We start from the raw sequence: 20,251 nt of genomic DNA, 5'->3' as shown, positions 1-20,251 counted from the left end.
GTTCTCCTCTTGATCCAAAAATAAACTTCCCCGCGTACAGCTTGGAGTCTATCGAATATTCGACACCCCCACCCAATACTGCCCATCATAAAAAACCATCAATCTCATAGTAAAACCCCCTCTGGCTAAGATTTCGCTTTCATTTCATCTCTCCCTTTTTTATTAAAGCAGGTTCCCCACCGAGAGAGCGTGAGAATGATCTGTTTGTAAGAAGACCGGCCGAACGAAGAGAGGGAAAGGCGACTGGAAAACAGATCATTCTCACGCTCTCCTCTGGAGAGCCACCTATGCCAAAAGAAAAAAGGCTGCCGATTTCATATCGACAGCCTGTGGCTATAGGTAACTATGGCACCAATCTACGGTGTCGTCGGTGTCGGTGTCGGCGTAACCACCGGAGTCAAATACTCCGTAATCGTGAACTTCCCGCTCAACCACTTATACGTATCATCATAGATCGCCCGGATTTTCGGGTCTTTGCTGTTGTACGCCAGCTGAAGGCTTTTCGAGCCATAGTAATACGCATGGATTTTATCTTTATCGATCCCAAGTCGGTGCGCCGCGATCAACTGATTGTAGTAGATGCGGTAATACTTCGCATCCCTCGTCATCCGCTCATCACCCTCGATCTCGATGCCCATGCCGTATTTATTGGCGGTCTCCAGGGTCGTCTCCATCCGCTCAATCGGCTGCTCCTGATTCGCGTAGAAGTTCGGCTGCAGGAATGCATAGTCGAAGCCCATGCTCTTCCAATCGCCTACACCAGAGGAACCGAAGTACGGAATCCAGTAGAAATGAAGTCCTTTTTCGTGCACGATCTGGGAAGCATGCTGCATCAGCTCACGCTCTTTCGGAATCGCATCCTCGATCAATTCAGCATACCAGTAGATCCCTTCCAGACGCAGGTAAGACGGATTGGCCGCTTCCCAGCGCTTCAGCACCTCATTGAGATACCACTCCATGGCTTCCGTACGGTATTGATACGCTTTTTCTGCTCCTACCCGTGATGCTTGGAAGGTCAGCGGGTCACGATCCTCTTCCAATTTACCGAATTCGGTAACATTCGTATTTGGATACGGCAGGGTCAATACCACTTTTTCCTTCATCGGGTTATTCACCAAGGTGCCGCGTGCTTTGTTGTACTCCTTCATCGCTTCATTGAGCGCATCGATCTGGCGACCCGACTGGAACAGATCGTCGAGGTAGTACTCCCAGCCGGCACGGGTGGCTGGCATGTTCGGATACGGCATGAAAAGCACACTGTCAAACATCTGATCCATCACTTTGCCCTCTGGATTGATATAGCCGACCAGCGGCATGAAGTCTTCCTTGCGCCATGTGCCCAGCTCCCCGTAGCCGCCGGAGAAGGCAAGCACCAGATTTTTGATCCGGTCGTTGGCTTTTTTATCCTCAGGCATCGGCCCAGGTGCTTGGACAGGCGGCAACAGAACAGTGCGATCCTGCTTGATCACTTTCTCATGACCGTACACCTGCAATTCCCGGGCGAAGACGAAGACCTTCACCGGAAAACGGACACGTACATACTTGGCCTCCACACCCGGAAACGTCAAGCTAAGCGTACGGACAACTACCTGTTCTGTGTCAGGTGCCACCGCATGTGTTGCTTTTCCTGCCGATGACCAAACCTTGCCGTCACGGGAGACTTCCACTTCCATATATGGCGGCAGCGTGATCCCGGCCTTCTTCTCCTGCTTGAAGGTAAGCTGTACCCGATCCAGTGTCTTCACCTGATCAAGCGTAACCGTCACCTCGCGCCCCGCTTGACGCAGATAGCCTGTCCACGTCTCAGAGTCAGCGACCAATCCACCGACAGGCCCTGGATATTTCTTTTCCATCTCGTTAAAAGAAAGGTCGCTCGGGTCTGTCGCGCGTACGCCGACATGCTGGCCCAAAGAGAGGTTGACGATGCCATTCTCCTTGTCATATGGATCGACAAGCGGCTTCGTCTCACCCGGCTTGGATGGAATGGACGGAGTGGTCTCGCCTGATTTCGGCTGCGAACCTGTTGCACTGCCCGAACCTGTCGTACCGTTCGTTCCTGTTGGATTGCTGTTCACCACAGGTATACTCGTGCTCGTCCCGTCTGCCTTTTGCCTGTCTCCCTCTGGCTTAGGAACATTGGTTGCCGGTCGTCCATCTGGAGTGACTTCCACGGGGATTGCCATGGTTTTATTCCCCACGGTCACCGTCAATTGCCCTGTCCCTTCATTAGGCCCGGCGACGAACGTACCGTCCGCCAGCACCCGCCCAAGGTCTGGACGGTCGAAGGCATAGACCGGGGTGTACGGCAGAAGGTCACTTCCTTTTGGGAAAACCGTAAGCTTCTGCGTCGTACCTGCGAGCACGGAGACTCTGGCTGGCTGCACGGTGAACTCGGCTTGATCTGCCTGCTCCAGTCGACGCAAGACGATACGTTCTGCGATGATTGCCGCATCGGCACGGGTCACCTTTTTCCGCGGGGCAAAATTACCGTAGCTCCCGATCATCCATCCTTGGCTGGCTGCCTGTCTGACCCCTTGCTTGGCATAATCAGCGATATCTGCTTCATCCGAAAAGGCAGGCGGCTGTGCAGTCTTGTCCGAATCAGAAGTATCTACGCCAGTCTGTTGCATCATCCGGTCGATCAATACAGCCAGATCCTGACGGGTAATCGCGTCATTCACCCCGATGGTTCCATCCGGACGCCCTTTTAACAGACCCGCATCGGCAAACGCTTTGAGATAAGGGGCCATCGCCGGATTCTCCCCAAGGTCTTTAAAAGCAGCCGTAGATGCACTGCTTGGCTGCAGTCCAATCGCTTTTGCCAGCAGTACCATCACGTCCTGGCGCGCCATCGGCTGGGTTGGGTTGTACTTCTTGGCTTGGTTGGGTTGGATCAAATGCAGGGTCAGCAGGTGGCTGATCGCCTTTTCTGAATAATGACCTTTGACATCAGCAAAAGCTGTCGCCGCCGCAGACGGTTTCAGCTCCACTGTGGTCTGTCCTTTAGCCGCCGCAGACACAGGCACAGCTTGCACCAGCGGCAAGACCAGCGCACAAGCCAATGTCCACGTGATTGTTTTATGAAAATATTGACGCAATCCCATATTCCTCTTTCTCCCTTTCCTTCTGCCCAAATCTCACAATGGGTAAGACGATCAGGCTTGGTCTAGCGTTACAATCGTTTCCGTTTTGGGACGCGGTGGACGCGGACCGAAGAACTGGTAGTAGTCTACTTTGATGTTTCCGTTGTACAATTTACGCTTTTTGCTTGCTTCCCGACCAAAATGCTTTTCGAACTCCTCATCAGAGGTCAGCACATAATACGACCAGGTATCCAGCTTACCAAAGGCCTTGCCCATATCCTGATAAAGCTTGACGATCTCGCGTTTATCGAGCAGGCGCTCCCCGTACGGCGGGTTGCAGATGAGATAGCCGTACTTGCGCTTGGAGCTCATATCACGCATGTCCAAGCGCTGGAAGTGAATCGAATCCTCCACACCCGCTTCCCCTGCATTGCGTCTTGCTACCTTCAGCATCTCATCATCAATATCGGTACCGATGATCTCCAGCTCGCGGTCATAGTCAGCCAGATCATGAGTCTCTGCACGGGCATCACGCCAGATCTGTCTTGGGATGATCGGCCAATTCTCACTGGCAAACTCACGATTCATCCCTGGAGCGATGTTATGCCCGATCAGCGCCGCCTCGATCGGAAGCGTACCCGAACCGCAGAATGGGTCCATGAACACACGGTCAGGCTTCCAGCGGGACAGCAGGATCAGAGCCGCAGCCATCGTTTCCTTGAGCGGAGCCGCCCCGATATGCTCACGGTAGCCGCGCTTATGTAAGCCAGAGCCGCTGGAGTCGATCGTCAGCGTGACGATATCCTTTAAGAGCGCCACCTCTACCTTATACAACGGGCCGCTCTCCTCAAACCAGTCTGTTTTATACGTTCTCTTCAGACTCTCAACGATTGCCTTCTTCACAATCGCCTGACAATCCGATACGCTAAAGAGAGTCGACTTTACAGATTTGCCCTCCACAGGAAAAGCCCCGTCGACCGGAATCCAATCCGACCATGGCAGTGCTTTGGTCTGCTCAAATAATTCATCAAATGTGGTCGCCTTAAATTCTCCGATCTTGATCCGTACCCGATCGGCTGTGCGCAACCACAGATTCGCCTTGGCGATCGCAGCCAGATCGGCGCGAAACGTTACCTTTCCGTTCTCCACCGTCATATCGGTGTATCCCAGATTTTTCACTTCGTCAGCCACGACGGATTCCAATCCAAATGTGGCGGTGGCAATCAATTCAACTGTTTGCATGCTTATTCTCCTTGGTCATTTCCGTTATGGTAATATCATACCCTAATGATGCCCCATATTTCACCGTGGAAAAAGCAGTTTCAAATGCTTTTGGAACAGGAAATCATAAATGAATTGAGAAATGATACAGCATAGAGAAAACTTTATGCCATTCCTCATGGGGATGCGATCGGAAAGGGAGACAAAGTGATGGATACACAATGTGACGCGTGCCAAGTATCGGAGAGAGGTTATACCCTGTATTTCAAAGGGGATCTGAATACCGACTGGATCAAAATCTATCTCGGTTCTTATTCCAGCTCCAGTTGGTTATCCATCAATGACCGGATGCATTGGGTGGAGGAGTCCATCTTTTACAATATGCTTGATTACATCACGAACCATCTGTCTTCGCATGAGATTCTCGCTGTCATGTCCAAGCGTACCGACCCGTTGGCTGCGTTGGATCAGTTGAAGCCAGTCGCCCAGTTCCTACAGGAGCGCGAAGCAGATTGGATCGACAGTCTCATCACAGAGCAATCCATCCTGACATACTATCAACCCATCGTCGGCTTCCAAGATCAGCAGCCCGTGATTATCGGTCATGAGCTTCTTTCGCGCGGAATTGACAAACAAGGTGGGATTATTCCACCATTCCGAATGTTTGAAGCCGCCAAAATCCGGAACCGCCTGTTTGCGCTCGACCGTGCCTGCCGGATTACCTCTGTGAAAAATGCGTCAGCTATTCCCAATCAGCTCGCCTTCATTAACTTTCTCCCGACCGCCATCTATACACCGGAGCATTGCCTGCAAAGCACGCTCGAAGCAAGCCGCCTGTCAGGAGTCAGACCAGAGCAGCTGGTGTTTGAAGTCGTCGAGTCCGATGAAATCAAAAATGTCGACCATCTCAAATCGATCCTGCAGTTCTACAAAGATCACGGGTTCAAATTCGCTCTCGATGATGTGGGCACAGGCTACACCAGCTTGAGTCTCTTATCCCAGCTCGAACCAGACTACGTGAAGCTGGCACTCGAATTCACCCGTGGTGTCAGTCAGGACCGGGGCAAGCAGCGGATCGCCCGATCTGTCCTCCAGCTCGCCCATGAGATGAACTCCCAGGCTCTCGCCGAGGGAGTAGAGGATCAAGAGGATCTCAAATACCTGCTCGATATGGGCTACGACCTGTTCCAAGGCTATCTGTTCGCCAAGCCGCAGGCACATCCGCTGCTCCAGCTGGCTAACTGATGATCGTCCCATACACCAAATCCCAAAGCACCATGCAGACCGCAGAAACCTGACATGGCTGATTGGGATTTTTTTCATATCAATAGGCTATTTCTTTTTCATTTTTTTCCGAAACCTGCTAGAATTTATTTCGTAGTACATAGCAAGGATATTTTTAGCCAAACGAATGGAGGAATTACGAATGGGTTTGTTTGATATGTTTAAAGGTGATAAAGGCGAAAACATGACGCCACACCTTGCATTTGCCTGCTCGCTGCTCTATATGATGGGCTCCGACGGCGAGATGGATCACGAAGAGATCGGTCATCTCCTCTCCGTACTCGGTGGTGAAGAGCGTGGCGGCGTTATCGGTGTAGGTGCCAACAACCGTGCCCTGCTCGAGCGCGCGATGAAATACACCCGCAAAACCTCTCCTGACGCTTTCCTGCGTGAAGCTGCACCAATCCTCACAGACGCACAAAAAATGTGCATCCTCATCAATCTGATCGATTCTTCTCTCGCAGACGGTCAGCCTGAGCGTCAAGAGCAAGAGCTGTTTGGCAAATTCCTCAATGCATTCGGAATCAGCGAAGAGCGTTTCCGTCCATTCTTCGAGGTAATCGTACTCAAAACCGACCGCTCCGTGTTCCTCAACCAGAACCACCCGAAAAACCAACCAGGCTACCAAGTAAACCTGAGCGTACACTAATCCTTTTCATAGAAAACAGAAAAAATCTGGCCCTCCCGCGTGGAGAAAGCCAGATTTTTTTGTGTTCAGAAAAGCAGACCGATTGGCACTACAAGAAGAATGGATTAGTTCGTCCAGCTCCAGGTGTAGCTGCCGCCGCCTGCTGGTACGGAGTAGTTCTTGTTGGAGCCACCTTCCCATACCACGTTGCCGCTGCCATCTTTCTTGATCGCTTTGAAGTTGTAGGTACGGTTTTCACCGAGGTAGACGGTCGCCTTCCATACGCCGCTGGTGTTGGTCAGCTTCGCCGGGTAGACAACGGTATCCCATTTGCCAAGCTCCCAACGGTCACCGACTACATAGACGGTCTGACCAGTTGTAGCATTGGCATTGTTCACCGTGAAGGTCACAGGTACTGGGTTGAGTGCGACGGCATCACGGAATGGAGCCATCTCAGAAGTCACTGTACCGTTGCTGTTGACGATGTTAGCCATGCGCAGGAGGGTGAAGCCGCTGAAGTTGTAGTTGTAGAGCATTTCCGCTACGTTTTGATACTTCTGGTTATCGTTGACGATGGCAAGAGCATTTTCACCGTTGACCGCGATGCCTTTGGAGTTCGCCAGGTTGGCTACGTTGATCACGAGTGATTTCGGTGCAGAGTAGTAGGGAGCGGTATTCGCTTGGCTGTCGTTCATCTCCAGGCAAGTGAAGGTCAGGTCAAGGTTGCTTGCTTTGAACTGATCGAGGATGGTGCTGTAGTTGTAGTAGCCAGCGCCGTACTCAGCAGAGTGTGGCATGCTTGGATCGTTCATTTTCCAGTGGATGCCCGCGATTTTCGCGCCGATGCGTACGCCGAATGTGGTGTCAAAACGGCTGTGGGCCTTGGAAGCGATGCCAGCGAGGTGCTTGCTCAGCACGCCTTGGTACCAGTTCAAGAAGTCTTTGCCGTAGTTGGACTTATAGCCGTTGATGAAGAAGTTGTCGCCGTCAGTTGGCGGGCTGATTTGGGAAAAAGCAGTCAGGCTGGTACCCCAAGCGGTGTTGAGAGCAGAGATGGTACCGTATTTGGTCTGCATAGCCGCACGGAAATCATTTTTCGCGGTATCGGTGTAGGCTTGCAGCTTACCACGGCTTGGGTAGGACCAGCCTGCAGCCGCATTGTAGGATGGGAAGCGCAGCTCACCCGCAGGACCGCCGCTCAAGTAGATCTTGGCGATGATGTCTTTATAACCCGCGAAGTTGCTTGCAAAGGAAGCATACAGCTCATCGTATTGAGTCTGCGTACCAGACCACCAAGGGGAGAGGGACTCACCGTTGACATAACCGGACTCATCCTTGAATTTCATCTGGTCAGCTGTACCTTGGGACCAAAGCCAGTTCGGAAGCGGTACGTTGCAATCGTCACCGACGTTGCCGCCGCATTGGTGGGTGGAGATGATCGGTACCCATTTGAGGCCGGCTGCACGGACGGTGTCTGCATAGGTTTTGTAGTAGGTCCAGTTGAACTGGTTGTCACCAGCGGCCTCGACATCGCCCCACCATACGTCAGTTGTAAGCGCATATACCCCGTTGTTTTTGAGGGTGGTCAGTTGGCTTTTGAAAGCAGTCCAGTCTGTGATCTTAGTCAGCGGAGCCATCACATAGGTTTTGTAATCACTTTTTACGGTGGCGGAGGCTGTATTCATATTGCCGGCAAAGATACCTGCAACTACAGCCAAGGACAGCGTCGCAAGAGAGCTTTTCTTGAGGCGGTCTTTCCAAGTGTTTTTCATCTGAAAATCCTCCTTTAACATTTGAAATGAAGTATTGCAAAGCGCAGAATAATCTGGATGTTAAAATTTCGTGAAAACGTTTGCATCATAAATTTATAGAATTTACGGGCGATTGTCAACATTTTATGAATCATGTAAAAAAAACCTGCACGCGTCTGGGGGAGGCATGCAGGATCGTAGCGTTTTTGTTCGGATTGTCTCTTATTTGAAGAACTCTCGCAGGAGGTTGTTGACACCGCCTACAGAAGCTTTGATTTGTTTGCCGTAAAATTGCATCAGGGTCTGGAAGGCTTCCCGCTTTTTCGGAGTATAGGGATACCAGTTGATTTCAGAGGCTTTTTTCCCTGGACTCTCGATGATCGAGGTGACGTGGCAGAAGGTGATCAGGCCTTCTTCACCATGATAGCGTCCCATGCCGCTTTCTTTGATCCCGCCAAAAGGCAGATGGGGGTTGGCGACGCTGACGATCACATCATTAATGCAAACGTTACCACTCTCAATCTTCCCGGCAACTCGGCGGGCCTTGGTGGTATCGCGTGACCAGACACTGCTGTTGAGGCCAAACGGGGAGTCATTAGCCAGACGCAGGGCTTCTGATTCGTCCCGGAACGGCATGATCGGTAGCACTGGCCCGAATGTCTCATCGTTCATGATTTTCATCGTATGATCCACATTGGTGAGCAGGGTAGGGGGGAAGTGCAGGGTCTTCTCATTGAGCCGCTTGCCGCCTGTGAGGATGGTCGCTCCTTTGGCGACTGCGTCTGCGAGATGCTCCTCGACGATGCTTAACTGATGAGGAAACGTCATCGAGCCCATATCTGCTTCCTCCCCGGTTCCGACACGAAGCTGTTCGGTCTTGGCCTTGACGATCCCGACGAAGCGGTCAAAGATAGAGCTCTCCACATACACACGCTCGACCGCCATACAGGTCTGCCCGGCATTGGTGAAGGCTCCCCAGACCGCCGCATTGGCTGCACGCTCCAGATCAGCGTCAGCGAACACAATCATCGGGTCCTTCCCGCCTAGCTCCAGCTCGACCGGAATCAGGTGCTGTGCGGCTTGGGCCATGATCTTTTTGCCTGTTGCCACACTTCCTGTGAAAAAGATCTTATCCGGCTTGGCATCGACAAGCGTCTGTCCGACTTCCTTGCCGCCATGTAAGACTTGTACGACGCCTTCTGGGAATCCCCCTGCATTCAGGATCTCCTCCATAATCAATCCGGTCAGGGGAGTCACCTCAGAAGGCTTGAGCAGCACCGTATTCCCGGCAATCAAGGCGGAAATCGCAGGCACCATCGCCAGCTGGAGCGGATAGTTCCATGGCGAGATCACCGCCACTACCCCCATCGGACGGTACTGAATCTCTGAGCGTCGGCCAAACAATACAATTGGCGTTCCTACTTTTTTCGGTGCCAGAATCCCCGCCGCATGCTTCTCATAATGCTTCATAAAATCAGCCGTCGTAAAAATCTCCGTCATCATCGCTTCCAGCAGGACTTTCCCCGTATCCTGCACGATTTTTTGTGCGAGCGTCTCCATATGCTCAACCAGATATTCACGGACACGCGCTACATAGCCGAGCCGTTGCTCCAGCGGCATATCCCGCCATGCAGGAAAAGCCTCTCTGGCCCGCTTCATCGCCGCCGTAATCTCCTCGGATGTCTTCTCCTGTACCTCGCCGATCACTTCACCAGTGGCAGGGTTGAGTATCTCGATCATTCCCATTGCATACTACCTCCGTTCCTCGATTTCATTTTGTCTTATCCCTAACCAAACCTATCTATTCATAGAAGCTTCCTGGGCTATTGTGTATCTATCATCGTATTCGTTTAAGTCCATTCGTTTAAACTTTTAAACTATTAATCTAAAAAATATTGACTCACCACATCAGAAGCCCTGTTCAGCAAGTCAATTCTGGTCTAGCATTCCTCCACCGCTTTCATCAAATCCCGCAATTTATCCAAGGAGTGATCCAGCTGGAGAGAGTAATAGTTTTCGGTGGCCCGGCGTTCCACCGTCACAAGACCGACCTCACGCAAAATTTTGAGATGATGCGAAATCGTAGGGCGGGACATCGGTGACTGCTCTGCGATCTGATTCACGTTGAGGCTTTCGTGCTGCGCCAGCAACAGAATGATATCCTGCCGGACCGAATCTCCCAATGCCTGAAAAAGAGGGGTGCAGGCACGAAACAATTCCAATGCTTGCTGGTGCGCTTGTTCATTTCCGTTTTTCATAAGCACCTCTTTGTTCGTTGGTAAGTTTAAACCTTTGAAAAGTATGGTAATATGCTTTAGGTCTAATGTCAAGGGGGGGTGGGGCGGGGCGGGAGATGCGGACGTTGGCAAGCTGTTCGCCATTCTTGAAGACCCGGAGGGGGGCATGACTGTCCGCTGCAGATATTTGATTGGGGCAGGGGGCAAAACGATTATTCGATGATGTATATTCGTTGCCCCTAGAAGTATTCCGAAGAAGCAATCCCAATCAAATCTCTTCCGCTGAGAGGGTCTTCAAAGAGGCTTACATCTTGCCAACGTCCACATCTCCACCAGCCATGGGGGATAATAGAGAAAAGAATTAAAAGAACAAGCATATGATGATTATTGGGCTAATTCATGGGGTTATGTAAGTAATGACGGAGGAGGCACTGCGGAATGGCAACAACGAAGCTTTGGATGTTTGAATGCTTTGTTATTGATATTTGATGTTCATGTATTGATGTTTTTGATCCGTCGATCTTTCGATCGTCTTTTTTAGGCTGGTACCCGCCCCAGAGAGTGAGGATGAACTGTTTGTAAGGCGACCGGCCGAACGAAGAGAGGGAAAGGCAACTGGAAAACAGTTCATCCTCACTCTCACCCCCGAGTACCCACCAAAACAAAAAGGCTGCCGATAATAATCGACAGCCGATCAAATCTCTATAAAATTATTGAGCCATCAAATGCTTTTCCAACTCATCCAGCATCAGGTTCGCTGCTTTTACACCACCAGCAGTGTTCCAGATCACGTCATCAACCTTGATTGCCTTATTGTTTTTCACAACGTTGAGGTTTTTCCAGAGCGGATCGTTGGTCCATTCTTCTTCGAGCTTGGTTGCTTTTTTGTCACCTGTTTCGTAGGTGAAATAGAACATGATGTCGCCGTCCATTTCAGGGATGCGCTCTTTGGTTACTTCCGCAGCGAAATCATCTTTCTTCTGAGAATCTGGACGTTGCAGACCGATTTGTTCGAAGATGGTACCAGCAAAAGTTTGGTTGTAGTAGATACGGGTGCGGCCAGCCATGAAGCGAACGAGGGAAACCTTGGTGTTCACCTTGTCGCCGAGGGTGGTTTTCAGATCTTCAACACGCTTGTCGAAGTCACCGAGTACTTTATCGCCTTCAGCCTTTTTGTTCAGAGCTTCTGCATACAGCTTGAAGTTCTTTTTCCAGTCACCGCGCAGTGTTTCAGAGAAAACAGTTGGAGCAATTGCGCTCAGTTGGGTATATACCTTCTCTTGACGCATTTTGTTCCCGATGATCAGGTCTGGTTGCAGAGCAGCAATCGCCTCGATGTTAGGCTGTGCTTCTTCACCAAGTACGGTTACATCTTTCATTTCATCTTTAATGTGTGCATACCAAGGATCGCCGGTAAAGGATTTCACCGCGCCCACTGGCTTCACGCCAAGCGCGAGGAGTGCTTCGGTACCTTCGTTGGTGAGGATAACCACTTTTTGTGGGGTACCTTTAATTTTGGTTTCACCCATCGCGTGTTTCACTGTATATTCTTGTGGCGCATCCGTTGCTGCAGCTGGTTGTTGCTCAGGAGCCGGAGTCGCCGCTGGCTGTGTACCGCAGCCAGTCAGTGCGAACATCGCCGCAACCACTGGAGCAATCACACGGGTCAGCGATTTTTTTGTAAAGAATGATGACTTTTTGAACATGATCGTTCCCCCTACACTTGATAACGATTATCAATATCGACTATAATGGTATCTTGTAAGGGTTCAATCTGTCAACAAGAAAATGATAATGAATCTCAGCCTCAATCATAGAAACATATAGGCTGATGCACACATACTATGGGAGAAGAATTTCAATGATCAAAAACCTCTTAGGAAGCACGCCATTAAAACTTGGTGGATTATTCGTATGTTTGGTTCTTTTACTTGCCGGTTTGATCGGCAGTGTCATCTTTGGTGTGGTCGATACCAGCTGGCATGTCGCGATCGATGCCTATACCCAGTTCGACGGCAGCAATGAACACATCGTCATCCGGGAAGTGCGGGTGCCGCGTGCATTGATTGCCGGGGCGGTGGGGGCGAGCCTTGCAATTGCAGGAGCACTGCTGCAGGCGATGACGCGCAATCCACTCGCTGACGTCGGGATTTTTGGTATCAATGCCGGGGCATCGTTTGCCATCGTGTTTGGGGCGGCGGTTTTTGCGATGAACTCGCTCGGGGAGTTCACGACGCTGAGTTTTATCGGTGCGGCTCTTAGCGGGGTGCTGGTTTATTTTCTCGGTGCGCTTGGCCGGGAGGGGATTACACCGTTGAAGCTGACATTGGCCGGAGCTGCTGTGACTGCGATGTTCTCCTCTTTTACCCATGCGATCCTCGTCACCAATGAGCAGGCATTGAATGATGTATTGTTCTGGCTGGCTGGCTCAGTCGCGGGACGTAAGCTGGAGATGCTGACAGGTGTTTTTCCTTATATGCTGCTTGCATGGATTGTCGCTTTCCTGATGGCACGGCCGATCAATACCTTCATGATGGGGGAGGACGTCGCCAAGGGGTTGGGCCAGCGAACCGTACTGGTCAAGGCTCTCGCCGGTCTTTTGATTGTTCTGCTCTCAGCCTGTTCGGTCGCGGTGTCAGGACCGATCGGCTTCATTGGTCTTGTCACACCGCATCTCGCACGCTACCTGATCGGTTCAGACACTCGCTGGGTGCTGGTCTACAGTGGATTTCTCGGTGCGATTCTCTTGCTTTTCGCTGATATCCTGGGCAGATTTATCGCAATGCCGGGTGAAGTGCCGATTGGCGTGATGACCGCATTGATGGGCGCACCATTCTTCATTTACGTTGTACGAAAAGGGCTGGTGCGTGCATGAAAAAACAACTGGTCATCCGTAACGAATCCTTCTCCTTTTTACTGGAACGCAAAACGCTGTTAACTACGACCATTCTCGCGATCCTGACGTTTGCCGCATTCGTCGTCAGTATCGGAACCGGCGAAATGTATATCTCACCGATAAACGTTATCAAAACCTTGTTCGGCGCGGGAGAAAAGCAATACGAGCTGGTCATCGAGACCTTCCGTCTGCCGCGTATTCTGGTGGCACTTCTGATCGGGGCGGCGCTGTCCGTGTCCGGCTCGATTTTGCAGGGGATTATCCGTAATCCGCTGGCATCTCCTGATATCGTCGGGATTACGCACGGCGCTTCGGTGGCTGCGGTCGGACTGCTTACCCTGTTTCCAACGGTCAGTGTCTTCTGGCTGCCGCCTGTCACCTTGATTGGTGCAGGGGTTGTCGCCGCCATCATCTATCTGCTGGCGTGGAAAGACGGTGTCACTCCAATCCGTCTCGTCTTGATCGGGGTAGGGATCAAAGAGGTCATGGCCGCGATCACCTCCCTTCTGGTCGTCACCAGCCCGATCTACCTGACTCCCAAGGTACAGATCTGGATCACCGGGACGGTCTACGGCTCCAACTGGGAAAATGTCTCCGTCCTGCTCCCATGGGTAATCCTCATGCTGATCCTGACCATGATGTACGGCCGTACGGTCAATGTCCTCCAGCTTGGTGATGATATCGCCGCTGGAGTCGGCAGCCCGGTCTCGCGTCATCGTCTGATCCTCCTGTTTTTCTCCGTCGCGCTCGCGGGTGCAGCGATTGCCATCGGCGGTGCGATCAGCTTCGTCGGCTTGCTCGGCCCGCATATTGCCCGCAAGCTGGTAGGCCCGTCTTTTGGCGGTTTGTTGCCGGTATCAGCCATGGTTGGTGCCTTGATCGTGATGCTGTCCGATCTGATTGGACGCACGGCCTTTTCCCCGCTGGATCTTCCGGTCGGGATCTTCACTTCCGCAATCGGCGCTCCATTTTTCATCTATCTGTTGTTCAAAAATCGGAATCAGTAAGGAAAGGGGACTGCTCACATGGTAGCCTTGGAAACCCAGAATCTCACCTTAACCTACGGTGAGTCTCTCATCATCGACCAACTTAATCTTCAGATTCCCAAGGGAAAAATCACTGTGCTGATCGGCAGTAACGGCTGTGGCAAGTCCACGCTGCTCCGTTCTATGGCCCGCCTGCTGAAACCAAAAGAGGGCAACATCCTGCTCGACGGTCAAGCGATTGCCACCACACCGACCAAAGAAATCGCCAAGCGTCTCGCCATCCTGCCACAGTCACCGACAGCCCCTGAAGGCCTGACGGTACAGCAGCTGGTCAAACAGGGCCGCTATCCGCACCAGAACTGGCTCAAGCAGTGGACGACAGAGGATGAAGCGATGGTGAATGAAGCGCTCGAATCCACCGGGATGACCGAGCTGAAGGACCGCGCTGTCGACTCACTCTCCGGCGGCCAACGCCAGCGTGCCTGGATCGCGATGACACTGGCTCAAGGCACGGAGACGATTCTTTTAGATGAACCGACCACCTATCTGGATATGACCCACCAGGTGGAGGTACTCGATATCCTGTTCGAACTCAACCAGACTCAAAAGCGCACGATCATCATGGTGCTGCACGACCTCAATCTGGCCTGTCGCTATGCCGACCACATCGTTGCGCTCAAAGACAAAACCGTCTACGCCCAAGGACACCCCACAGAGACGATCACTCCAGACACCGTCCGTGCCGTCTTCTCGATGGACGCCGAAATCATTCCTGATCCGATCTATGGTACTCCGATGTGCATCCCTTACAGCCGGGGACGCATAGGGCGAAAAGGGGGGACACAGCCACATGCACACCACGTTGCAATTAGCACCGCTGTTGGACAATTTGCGTGATAGGGGCATGCATATCCCGTGTTACGTCGATGACCCCACCGACACCGGTGAGACCATATCGATTCAAGAGTTGATTACTGACTCCGAGCGTTTGGCTTTCCTGATCAGACGGGTGGCCCGCCGGATGAAGTCGGAGAATCTCGTCGCCGCCGCTTCACTTTTTCAAAAGCGCTACGCAGGATCTCTGCTCGCCACCGTCCTGACCCCGATGTCGACGATCGGTGTAGGCATTCTCGCTGACTGGCAAAAAGCCAAAATCCGCATCGTCAACGACCTCCCATCAGGTCTCGTCCTGCCGAATAACTGCCCGGTCATTCTGCTGTCCGAGCGGATGCAGGAGGAATACCGTTGCCATTGCTGTCTCGAATGGCGCGAAACCGAAAGCGAAGAGACGCTTCGCCAGAACGTCTTCCAAGCGGTTTTTCACAACAATCTCTGGATGATGATGACCAAGATCACCAAGCTGTTCGGTCTCTCCCCAAAAGTGATGTGGGGCAACATCGGCAACTACTGTGGCTTCCTGTATGAAAAGCTAGACCAAGAGCCAGCCTATCAGAGCCATGCCAACCGTGACCGCCATATCATCCACCGAGAGCTGTCCTATGATGGCCAATCACTCGAATCCACATATCAAGTGGTTACCTTTAAAGAAGTGGCACCTACCGCATGCAGCCGTGTCCGTTCCACCTGCTGCCTCTGGTATCAATTCCCCGACGGTGGCCCTTGCATCACCTGCCCACGTCTGAGCAAATTAGAACGTGTTGAACAACTTCAATTGCAACATACCTAACCAAGCCTATTCCCCGTACCCGCAACGGGGAATTCTTTTTTGCCGGATTTCCTCAAGACGTGAATCGTTTATTTGGCTGGCATAATATACATAAAAGGAAAATAACTAAGAGATGGGACAGACGTAACGATGAAAACGATGATTTCGCTTGATTCTGTCGAAAAGACGTTTGGTCGCCAGATTGTGATTCCATCCTTCTCCCTATCCATCTATTCCGGCGAGTTCTTGACGCTGCTCGGCCCCAGCGGCTGTGGCAAAACTACCCTGATGCGCATGATCGCAGGTTTCGAGACACCTTCAGCTGGTGAGATCTATCTGGATGGTCAGCGGGTCACAGATGTTCCGCCCTATCAACGCGACATGAATATGGTGTTTCAGCATTATGCTCTTTTTCCCCATATGAATGTAACGGACAACATCCTGTTTGGTCTGAAAATGAAAAAAGTCCCCGCCGCCGAACAGCGCACCCGACTACAACAGGTATTGGAGCTTACCCAGCTAAGCGATCTAGCCAACCGTAGACCTAAGCAATTATCCGGCGGCCAGCAGCAACGCGTCGCCATCGCCCGCGCCATCATCAACAACCCCAAAGTGCTCCTGCTTGACGAACCACTCGGCGCCCTCGACTTTCAACTCCGCAAAAGCCTGCAGCTGGAGCTGAAGAACCTGCAAAAAAATCTGGGTATCACGTTCGTCTATGTCACCCACGATCAAGAGGAAGCGATGTCCATGTCAGACCGGATCGCCGTCATGAACCAGGGCCGGATCGAACAGCTCGGCACCCCCGAAGAGATCTATCACCACCCGCACAACCGATTTGTCGCCACCTTTGTCGGGGAGAACAATATTCTCACTACTAAGAGCGGAGTACACAGGGGAAGAACCTTCGCGATCCGCCCGGAAAAGGTAATCCTCGCGCCTATCTCAGGCCGTGCACCACTGTCATCACCCTTACCGTCATCCTCCAATCCATCTACATACTCATCGCCCTTACCGTCATCCTCCGCCCCATCTACACACTCACCACGTCACACTCCGCCTTTTCCACTTTCACCATCCGTCCAGCCAACTAACACTCCACCCGTCCCCCACCACCATCTCGGCACCATCCAAGACATCTCTTTCCACGGCAACCTCCACAAAATCTTCGTCAAATTGGACGGGGAAGAGTCCATCGTCATGGCTCATCAGTACGACACCCCATCTTTTCAGCCCGGCCAGCAGGTCACCATACACTGGCATCCAGAAGACGAGGTGATCCTGCATTGAACAACAAAGGCAAATACCTTGCCTACCCATCGCTCATCTGGCTCACCTTATTTTTCCTGTTCCCCCTGATGATCATCGTCCTGCTCTCCTTTTTCCAACGGGGTCTCTACGGCGATATCATCTACGAATGGACGCTGGCCAACTATGCCCGCTTTTTTGAACCGCTGTATCTGCATATCTTTTTCGATACCATCATCATCTCGGTTCTGACGACCTGCTGTTGCCTCATCCTTGGTTACCCGCTGTCCTATATGATTTCCCGAATGAGCTCCTCTTGGCAAAATATCTGGCTGCTCCTCGTGATGATCCCGTTCTGGATTAATTTCCTCGTCCGCTCCTACGCCTGGGTGATCATCCTGCGTTCCCAAGGGCTTCTAAATACATTGCTACTCCAGCTTGGGCTAATCGATCAGCCACTGTCGTTATTGTATAACCCGACAGCCGTCCTGATCGGATTAGTCTACACCCTCCTGCCCTTCATGGTTCTGCCCATCTACGTCTCGCTGGAGCAGCTGGACAGACGCAAGCTCGAAGCCGCCTATGACCTCGGCGCCACCCCGTCAAGAGCCTTCTGGCATATCACAGTTCCACTCACGCTGCCCGGCATCGTCACCGGCTCTATCCTCGTCTTCGTCGGCACCATCGGCATGTTTGTCGTCCCCGAAATCATGGGCGGGGCCAAATCCTCCATGCTCGGCAACGTCATTCAAAACCAATTCCTCTCCGCACGCGACTGGCCTTTTGGCTCGACCCTTTCCATCATGGTCATCCTTTTCTCGCTAATCCTCATCTATCTCTATAACCGAGCCGTCCAAGCACAACAGGACGAAAGGGGGTAAACTCGTGAATAACCACCAGACTGACCATCACCATAACAACCCACCACACCGCAAAAACCGAAAACACCCCCAGAACCTCCGCCATCGCCTGCTCTTTGGCTACTCACTCGCTGTACTCGGCTTTCTATACCTGCCCATCCTCGTCCTGATCCTCTATTCGTTCAACGACTCTCGAATCAATGCTGTCTGGTCGGGCTTCACCGGCAAATGGTATCTCGCCCTGCTCGATAACAGGCGGGTACTCGAAGCCCTTTTCAACAGTCTTAGCATCGCTGTCACCACCACCATCATCGCCACCATTCTCGGCACACTGGCCGCTATCGCCCTGCACCGCTACACCTTCCGCTTCCAAAAGACCTGGAACAGCCTCTTTTACCTCCCCATCCTCATTCCGGATATCCTCATGGGTCTTTCCCTGCTAGTCCTCTTCAGCCAACTCGCCATCCCTCTGGGCAAAACCACGATCATCATCGCCCACATCACGTTCAGTCTTTCCTTCGTCGTCGTCATCGTCTCCGCACGCTTGGCAGGTATGGGCAAAGAACTGGAGGAGGCTGCCCAAGACCTCGGCGCCTCCCCCCTGCATACATTTCGCTATGTCACACTTCCCCTGATCAGTCCCGGAATCATCGCCTCTGCCATGCTTACCTTTACCATGTCACTCGATGACTTTGTAATCAGCTTTTTCGTCTCCGGCCCCAATTCCACAACCCTGCCCCTCTACATCTACGGCTTAGTCAAGCGCGGCGTCAGCCCGGAAATCAACGCCCTCTCCACGCTTCTCATCGTCACAACCATCCTCTTCATCGTGCTTGCTGAATTTTTCCGGCGAAAAGACACTGACGACGACACCAAAAAACAGCTTCCCTTTTGACCCCGGCTTACCGTTTAGATATCAGCTTCCCGTTTAGATCCCAGCATACTCTGTTGATCCACCTTCGCTGTTATTACATGATTCATCCACTTGACCCACCCCAGCCGTTTGCCTACCCCAATCACAGTCAGGAGGAATATCTCAATCATGAATGTCTTACAAAAACTCGCCCCATTTCTTTTCACCGCGAGTTTGCTGACCACTGCCGTGACCGGCTGCCAATCCCCTCCCGAGACCCTCAACATCTACAGCTGGGCCGACAATTTCTCACCCGATGTCATCGCCGATTTTGAAAAGACCTACCATGTCAAAGTCAACTACGATGTCTTCTCCAGCAACGAAGAACTGTACGCCAAGCTCAAAGCCGGCAGCTCCCAATACGACCTAATCCAGCCCTCCGATTACATGGTAACCACCATGATCAAGCAAGACATGCTGGAGCCCCTCAACAAAGAAGCCATCCCCAACCTGCAAAATATCAGCTCCACCTTCCAGACCCCGCCCTATGACCCCGGCAACCGCTACTCCGTCATCTACACCTGGGGCGTCACCGGCATCGCCTACAACACCAAGTATATCCGCGACCCCATCGACAGCTGGGCAGACCTCTGGAACCCCGCTTATAAAAACCGGGTTGTCGTCCTCAACGATCCCCGCGAAGCTCTCGGCATGTCCCTCATCAAAAACGGCTTCTCCAACAGCACCCAAACCCCCGCCGAACTCGCCACCGCCTACCAAGACCTCAAAACCCTTCTCCCCAACCTACTCGCCTTCGACACCGACAACATCAAACAAAAATTCATCGCCGAAGAAGCCTGGATCGGTACAGTTTGGTCCGGAGACGCTGCCTTCATCTACGCTGAAAACAAAGACGTTGCTTTCGTCCTCCCTAAAGAGGGCGGTACCATCTGGGCAGACACCCTCGCTATTCCCAAAGGAGCCAAAAACAAAAAATGGGCCGAGGCCTTCATCAACTACCTCCTCGAACCAACCGTAAGCGTTAAAAACTATGAAGATATCGGCTACAGCAATCCCAATGAAAAAGCCTATCCCCTCCATACTTCTGAGTACCGGCAGAATAAGATGATTTTCATTGAAGCTCATGACCTGGCCCGTACCGAGTGGATCGAAGATGTCGGTGAACAGCTTAATCTATACGACCGCTACTGGACGGAGCTAAAAACCGGGCGATAATTCATCCGCCTCTGTATAAACTGTGTACACGAAAAAAGCTCTGATATCTATATCCGCCACATCGCGTGATATACATATCAGAGCTTTTCATTTTCATTCTTCCTTGAAAACTGGAAGCAAGCATGCAAGTAATGTGGATAAGTCCTCGACCGATTAGTACTCGTCAGCTCCACGCGTTACCGCGCTTCCACACCGAGCCTATCAACCTCATCGTCTATGAGGGGTCTTACTAGCTTGCGCTATGGGAAGTCTCATCTTGAAGGGGGCTTCACGCTTAGATGCTTTCAGCGCTTATCCCGTCC

General features: G+C 52.0%; 16 protein-coding genes and 1 rRNA gene. 10 read left to right on the top strand and 7 right to left on the bottom strand.

The genetic code is table 11. From position 1 onward, the window contains the following. Positions 1 to 356 precede the first annotated feature (356 nt). Positions 357 to 3,104 carry a DUF4855 domain-containing protein gene (locus FGI41_RS14185; RefSeq protein ID WP_139491012.1) on the bottom strand — a complete coding sequence of 916 codons (2,748 nt, stop codon included), beginning with the start codon at positions 3,102 to 3,104 and terminating at the stop codon, positions 357 to 359. A 51-nt stretch (positions 3,105 to 3,155) separates the two neighbouring features. After that, entirely contained in the window at positions 3,156 to 4,325 is a 1,170-nt protein-coding gene (locus tag FGI41_RS14180) for a THUMP domain-containing class I SAM-dependent RNA methyltransferase (protein WP_139491011.1), read from the bottom strand. A 189-nt stretch (positions 4,326 to 4,514) separates the two neighbouring features. Between FGI41_RS14180 and FGI41_RS14175 the strand changes: the two genes are divergently transcribed. Beyond that, positions 4,515 to 5,549: an EAL domain-containing protein gene (locus FGI41_RS14175; RefSeq protein ID WP_139491010.1), complete on the top strand. Its 1,035-nt coding sequence runs from the start codon at positions 4,515 to 4,517 to the stop codon at positions 5,547 to 5,549. A gap of 181 nt (positions 5,550 to 5,730) precedes the next feature. Next, a complete protein-coding gene (locus FGI41_RS14170; RefSeq protein WP_139491009.1) occupies positions 5,731 to 6,237 on the top strand; it encodes a tellurite resistance TerB family protein in 507 nt (168 codons plus the stop codon). 104 nt (positions 6,238 to 6,341) lie between these two features. On the opposite strand, the gene FGI41_RS14165 is transcribed toward FGI41_RS14170, so the two are convergent. From FGI41_RS14165 to FGI41_RS14150, 4 genes are all read right to left on the bottom strand, one after another. Continuing rightward, entirely contained in the window at positions 6,342 to 7,988 is a 1,647-nt protein-coding gene (locus tag FGI41_RS14165) for a family 14 glycosylhydrolase (RefSeq protein ID WP_139491008.1), read from the bottom strand. Positions 7,989 to 8,189: 201 nt separating this feature from the next. Beyond that, positions 8,190 to 9,713, bottom strand: a complete 1,524-nt coding sequence (locus FGI41_RS14160) for an aldehyde dehydrogenase family protein (protein WP_139491007.1) — start codon at positions 9,711 to 9,713, stop codon at positions 8,190 to 8,192. A gap of 194 nt (positions 9,714 to 9,907) precedes the next feature. Beyond that, positions 9,908 to 10,225 (bottom strand): ArsR/SmtB family transcription factor, encoded by a 318-nt coding sequence (locus tag FGI41_RS14155; protein WP_139491006.1) that lies wholly within the window; start codon positions 10,223 to 10,225, stop codon positions 9,908 to 9,910. A gap of 689 nt (positions 10,226 to 10,914) precedes the next feature. Continuing rightward, positions 10,915 to 11,910, bottom strand: a complete 996-nt coding sequence (locus FGI41_RS14150) for an ABC transporter substrate-binding protein (protein ID WP_139491005.1) — start codon at positions 11,908 to 11,910, stop codon at positions 10,915 to 10,917. A 158-nt stretch (positions 11,911 to 12,068) separates the two neighbouring features. Between FGI41_RS14150 and FGI41_RS14145 the strand changes: the two genes are divergently transcribed. From FGI41_RS14145 to FGI41_RS14110, 8 genes are all read left to right on the top strand, one after another. Further along, positions 12,069 to 13,079, top strand: a complete 1,011-nt coding sequence (locus tag FGI41_RS14145) for a FecCD family ABC transporter permease (protein WP_438358027.1) — start codon at positions 12,069 to 12,071, stop codon at positions 13,077 to 13,079. After that, on the top strand, positions 13,076 to 14,107 hold the full coding sequence (locus tag FGI41_RS14140) for a FecCD family ABC transporter permease (RefSeq protein ID WP_139491003.1): 1,032 nt from the start codon (positions 13,076 to 13,078) through the stop codon (positions 14,105 to 14,107). Before FGI41_RS14145 ends, FGI41_RS14140 begins: the two co-directional genes overlap by 4 nt. A gap of 18 nt (positions 14,108 to 14,125) precedes the next feature. Further along, positions 14,126 to 14,983, top strand: a complete 858-nt coding sequence (locus FGI41_RS14135) for an ABC transporter ATP-binding protein (RefSeq protein WP_139491002.1) — start codon at positions 14,126 to 14,128, stop codon at positions 14,981 to 14,983. Beyond that, complete coding sequence (locus FGI41_RS14130; RefSeq protein WP_139491241.1) at positions 14,937 to 15,773, top strand: IucA/IucC family C-terminal-domain containing protein; 837 nt, start codon at positions 14,937 to 14,939, stop codon at positions 15,771 to 15,773. Before FGI41_RS14135 ends, FGI41_RS14130 begins: the two co-directional genes overlap by 47 nt. Before the next feature lie 129 nt (positions 15,774 to 15,902). Then, complete coding sequence (locus FGI41_RS14125) at positions 15,903 to 17,042, top strand: ABC transporter ATP-binding protein (RefSeq protein ID WP_139491001.1); 1,140 nt, start codon at positions 15,903 to 15,905, stop codon at positions 17,040 to 17,042. Continuing rightward, the gene (locus FGI41_RS14120; protein WP_255298471.1) at positions 17,039 to 17,881 is read left to right on the top strand and encodes an ABC transporter permease; all 843 of its coding nucleotides are present in this window, start codon (positions 17,039 to 17,041) and stop codon (positions 17,879 to 17,881) included. The genes FGI41_RS14125 and FGI41_RS14120 overlap by 4 nt, the downstream gene beginning before the upstream one ends. A gap of 88 nt (positions 17,882 to 17,969) precedes the next feature. Continuing rightward, positions 17,970 to 18,755, top strand: a complete 786-nt coding sequence (locus FGI41_RS14115; RefSeq protein ID WP_139491239.1) for an ABC transporter permease — start codon at positions 17,970 to 17,972, stop codon at positions 18,753 to 18,755. Between the two features lie 147 nt (positions 18,756 to 18,902). After that, entirely contained in the window at positions 18,903 to 19,949 is a 1,047-nt protein-coding gene (locus FGI41_RS14110; RefSeq protein WP_139491000.1) for a polyamine ABC transporter substrate-binding protein, read from the top strand. 133 nt (positions 19,950 to 20,082) lie between these two features. On the opposite strand, the gene FGI41_RS14105 is transcribed toward FGI41_RS14110, so the two are convergent. Then, positions 20,083 to 20,251, bottom strand: a 23S ribosomal RNA gene (locus tag FGI41_RS14105); the annotation flags it as partial.

The sequence above is a fragment of the Brevibacillus dissolubilis genome (assembly GCF_006170445.1).
Taxonomy (GTDB): domain Bacteria; phylum Bacillota; class Bacilli; order Brevibacillales; family Brevibacillaceae; genus Brevibacillus_B; species Brevibacillus_B dissolubilis.
This window is presented reverse-complemented; position numbering and strand designations above follow the sequence as displayed.

Bases quoted from the DNA above. Each gene is read 5' to 3' on its own strand.
- FGI41_RS14185 (WP_139491012.1), bottom strand. From the start codon at position 3,104: ATGGGATTGCGTCAATATTTTCATAAAACAATCACGTGGACATTGGCT.
- FGI41_RS14180 (WP_139491011.1), bottom strand. From the start codon at position 4,325: ATGCAAACAGTTGAATTGATTGCCACCGCCACATTTGGATTGGAATCC.
- FGI41_RS14175 (WP_139491010.1), top strand. From the start codon at position 4,515: ATGGATACACAATGTGACGCGTGCCAAGTATCGGAGAGAGGTTATACC.
- FGI41_RS14170 (WP_139491009.1), top strand. From the start codon at position 5,731: ATGGGTTTGTTTGATATGTTTAAAGGTGATAAAGGCGAAAACATGACG.
- FGI41_RS14165 (WP_139491008.1), bottom strand. From the start codon at position 7,988: ATGAAAAACACTTGGAAAGACCGCCTCAAGAAAAGCTCTCTTGCGACG.
- FGI41_RS14160 (WP_139491007.1), bottom strand. From the start codon at position 9,713: ATGGGAATGATCGAGATACTCAACCCTGCCACTGGTGAAGTGATCGGC.
- FGI41_RS14155 (WP_139491006.1), bottom strand. From the start codon at position 10,225: ATGAAAAACGGAAATGAACAAGCGCACCAGCAAGCATTGGAATTGTTT.
- FGI41_RS14150 (WP_139491005.1), bottom strand. From the start codon at position 11,910: ATGTTCAAAAAGTCATCATTCTTTACAAAAAAATCGCTGACCCGTGTG.
- FGI41_RS14140 (WP_139491003.1), top strand. From the start codon at position 13,076: ATGAAAAAACAACTGGTCATCCGTAACGAATCCTTCTCCTTTTTACTG.
- FGI41_RS14135 (WP_139491002.1), top strand. From the start codon at position 14,126: ATGGTAGCCTTGGAAACCCAGAATCTCACCTTAACCTACGGTGAGTCT.
- FGI41_RS14130 (WP_139491241.1), top strand. From the start codon at position 14,937: ATGCACACCACGTTGCAATTAGCACCGCTGTTGGACAATTTGCGTGAT.
- FGI41_RS14125 (WP_139491001.1), top strand. From the start codon at position 15,903: ATGAAAACGATGATTTCGCTTGATTCTGTCGAAAAGACGTTTGGTCGC.
- FGI41_RS14110 (WP_139491000.1), top strand. From the start codon at position 18,903: ATGAATGTCTTACAAAAACTCGCCCCATTTCTTTTCACCGCGAGTTTG.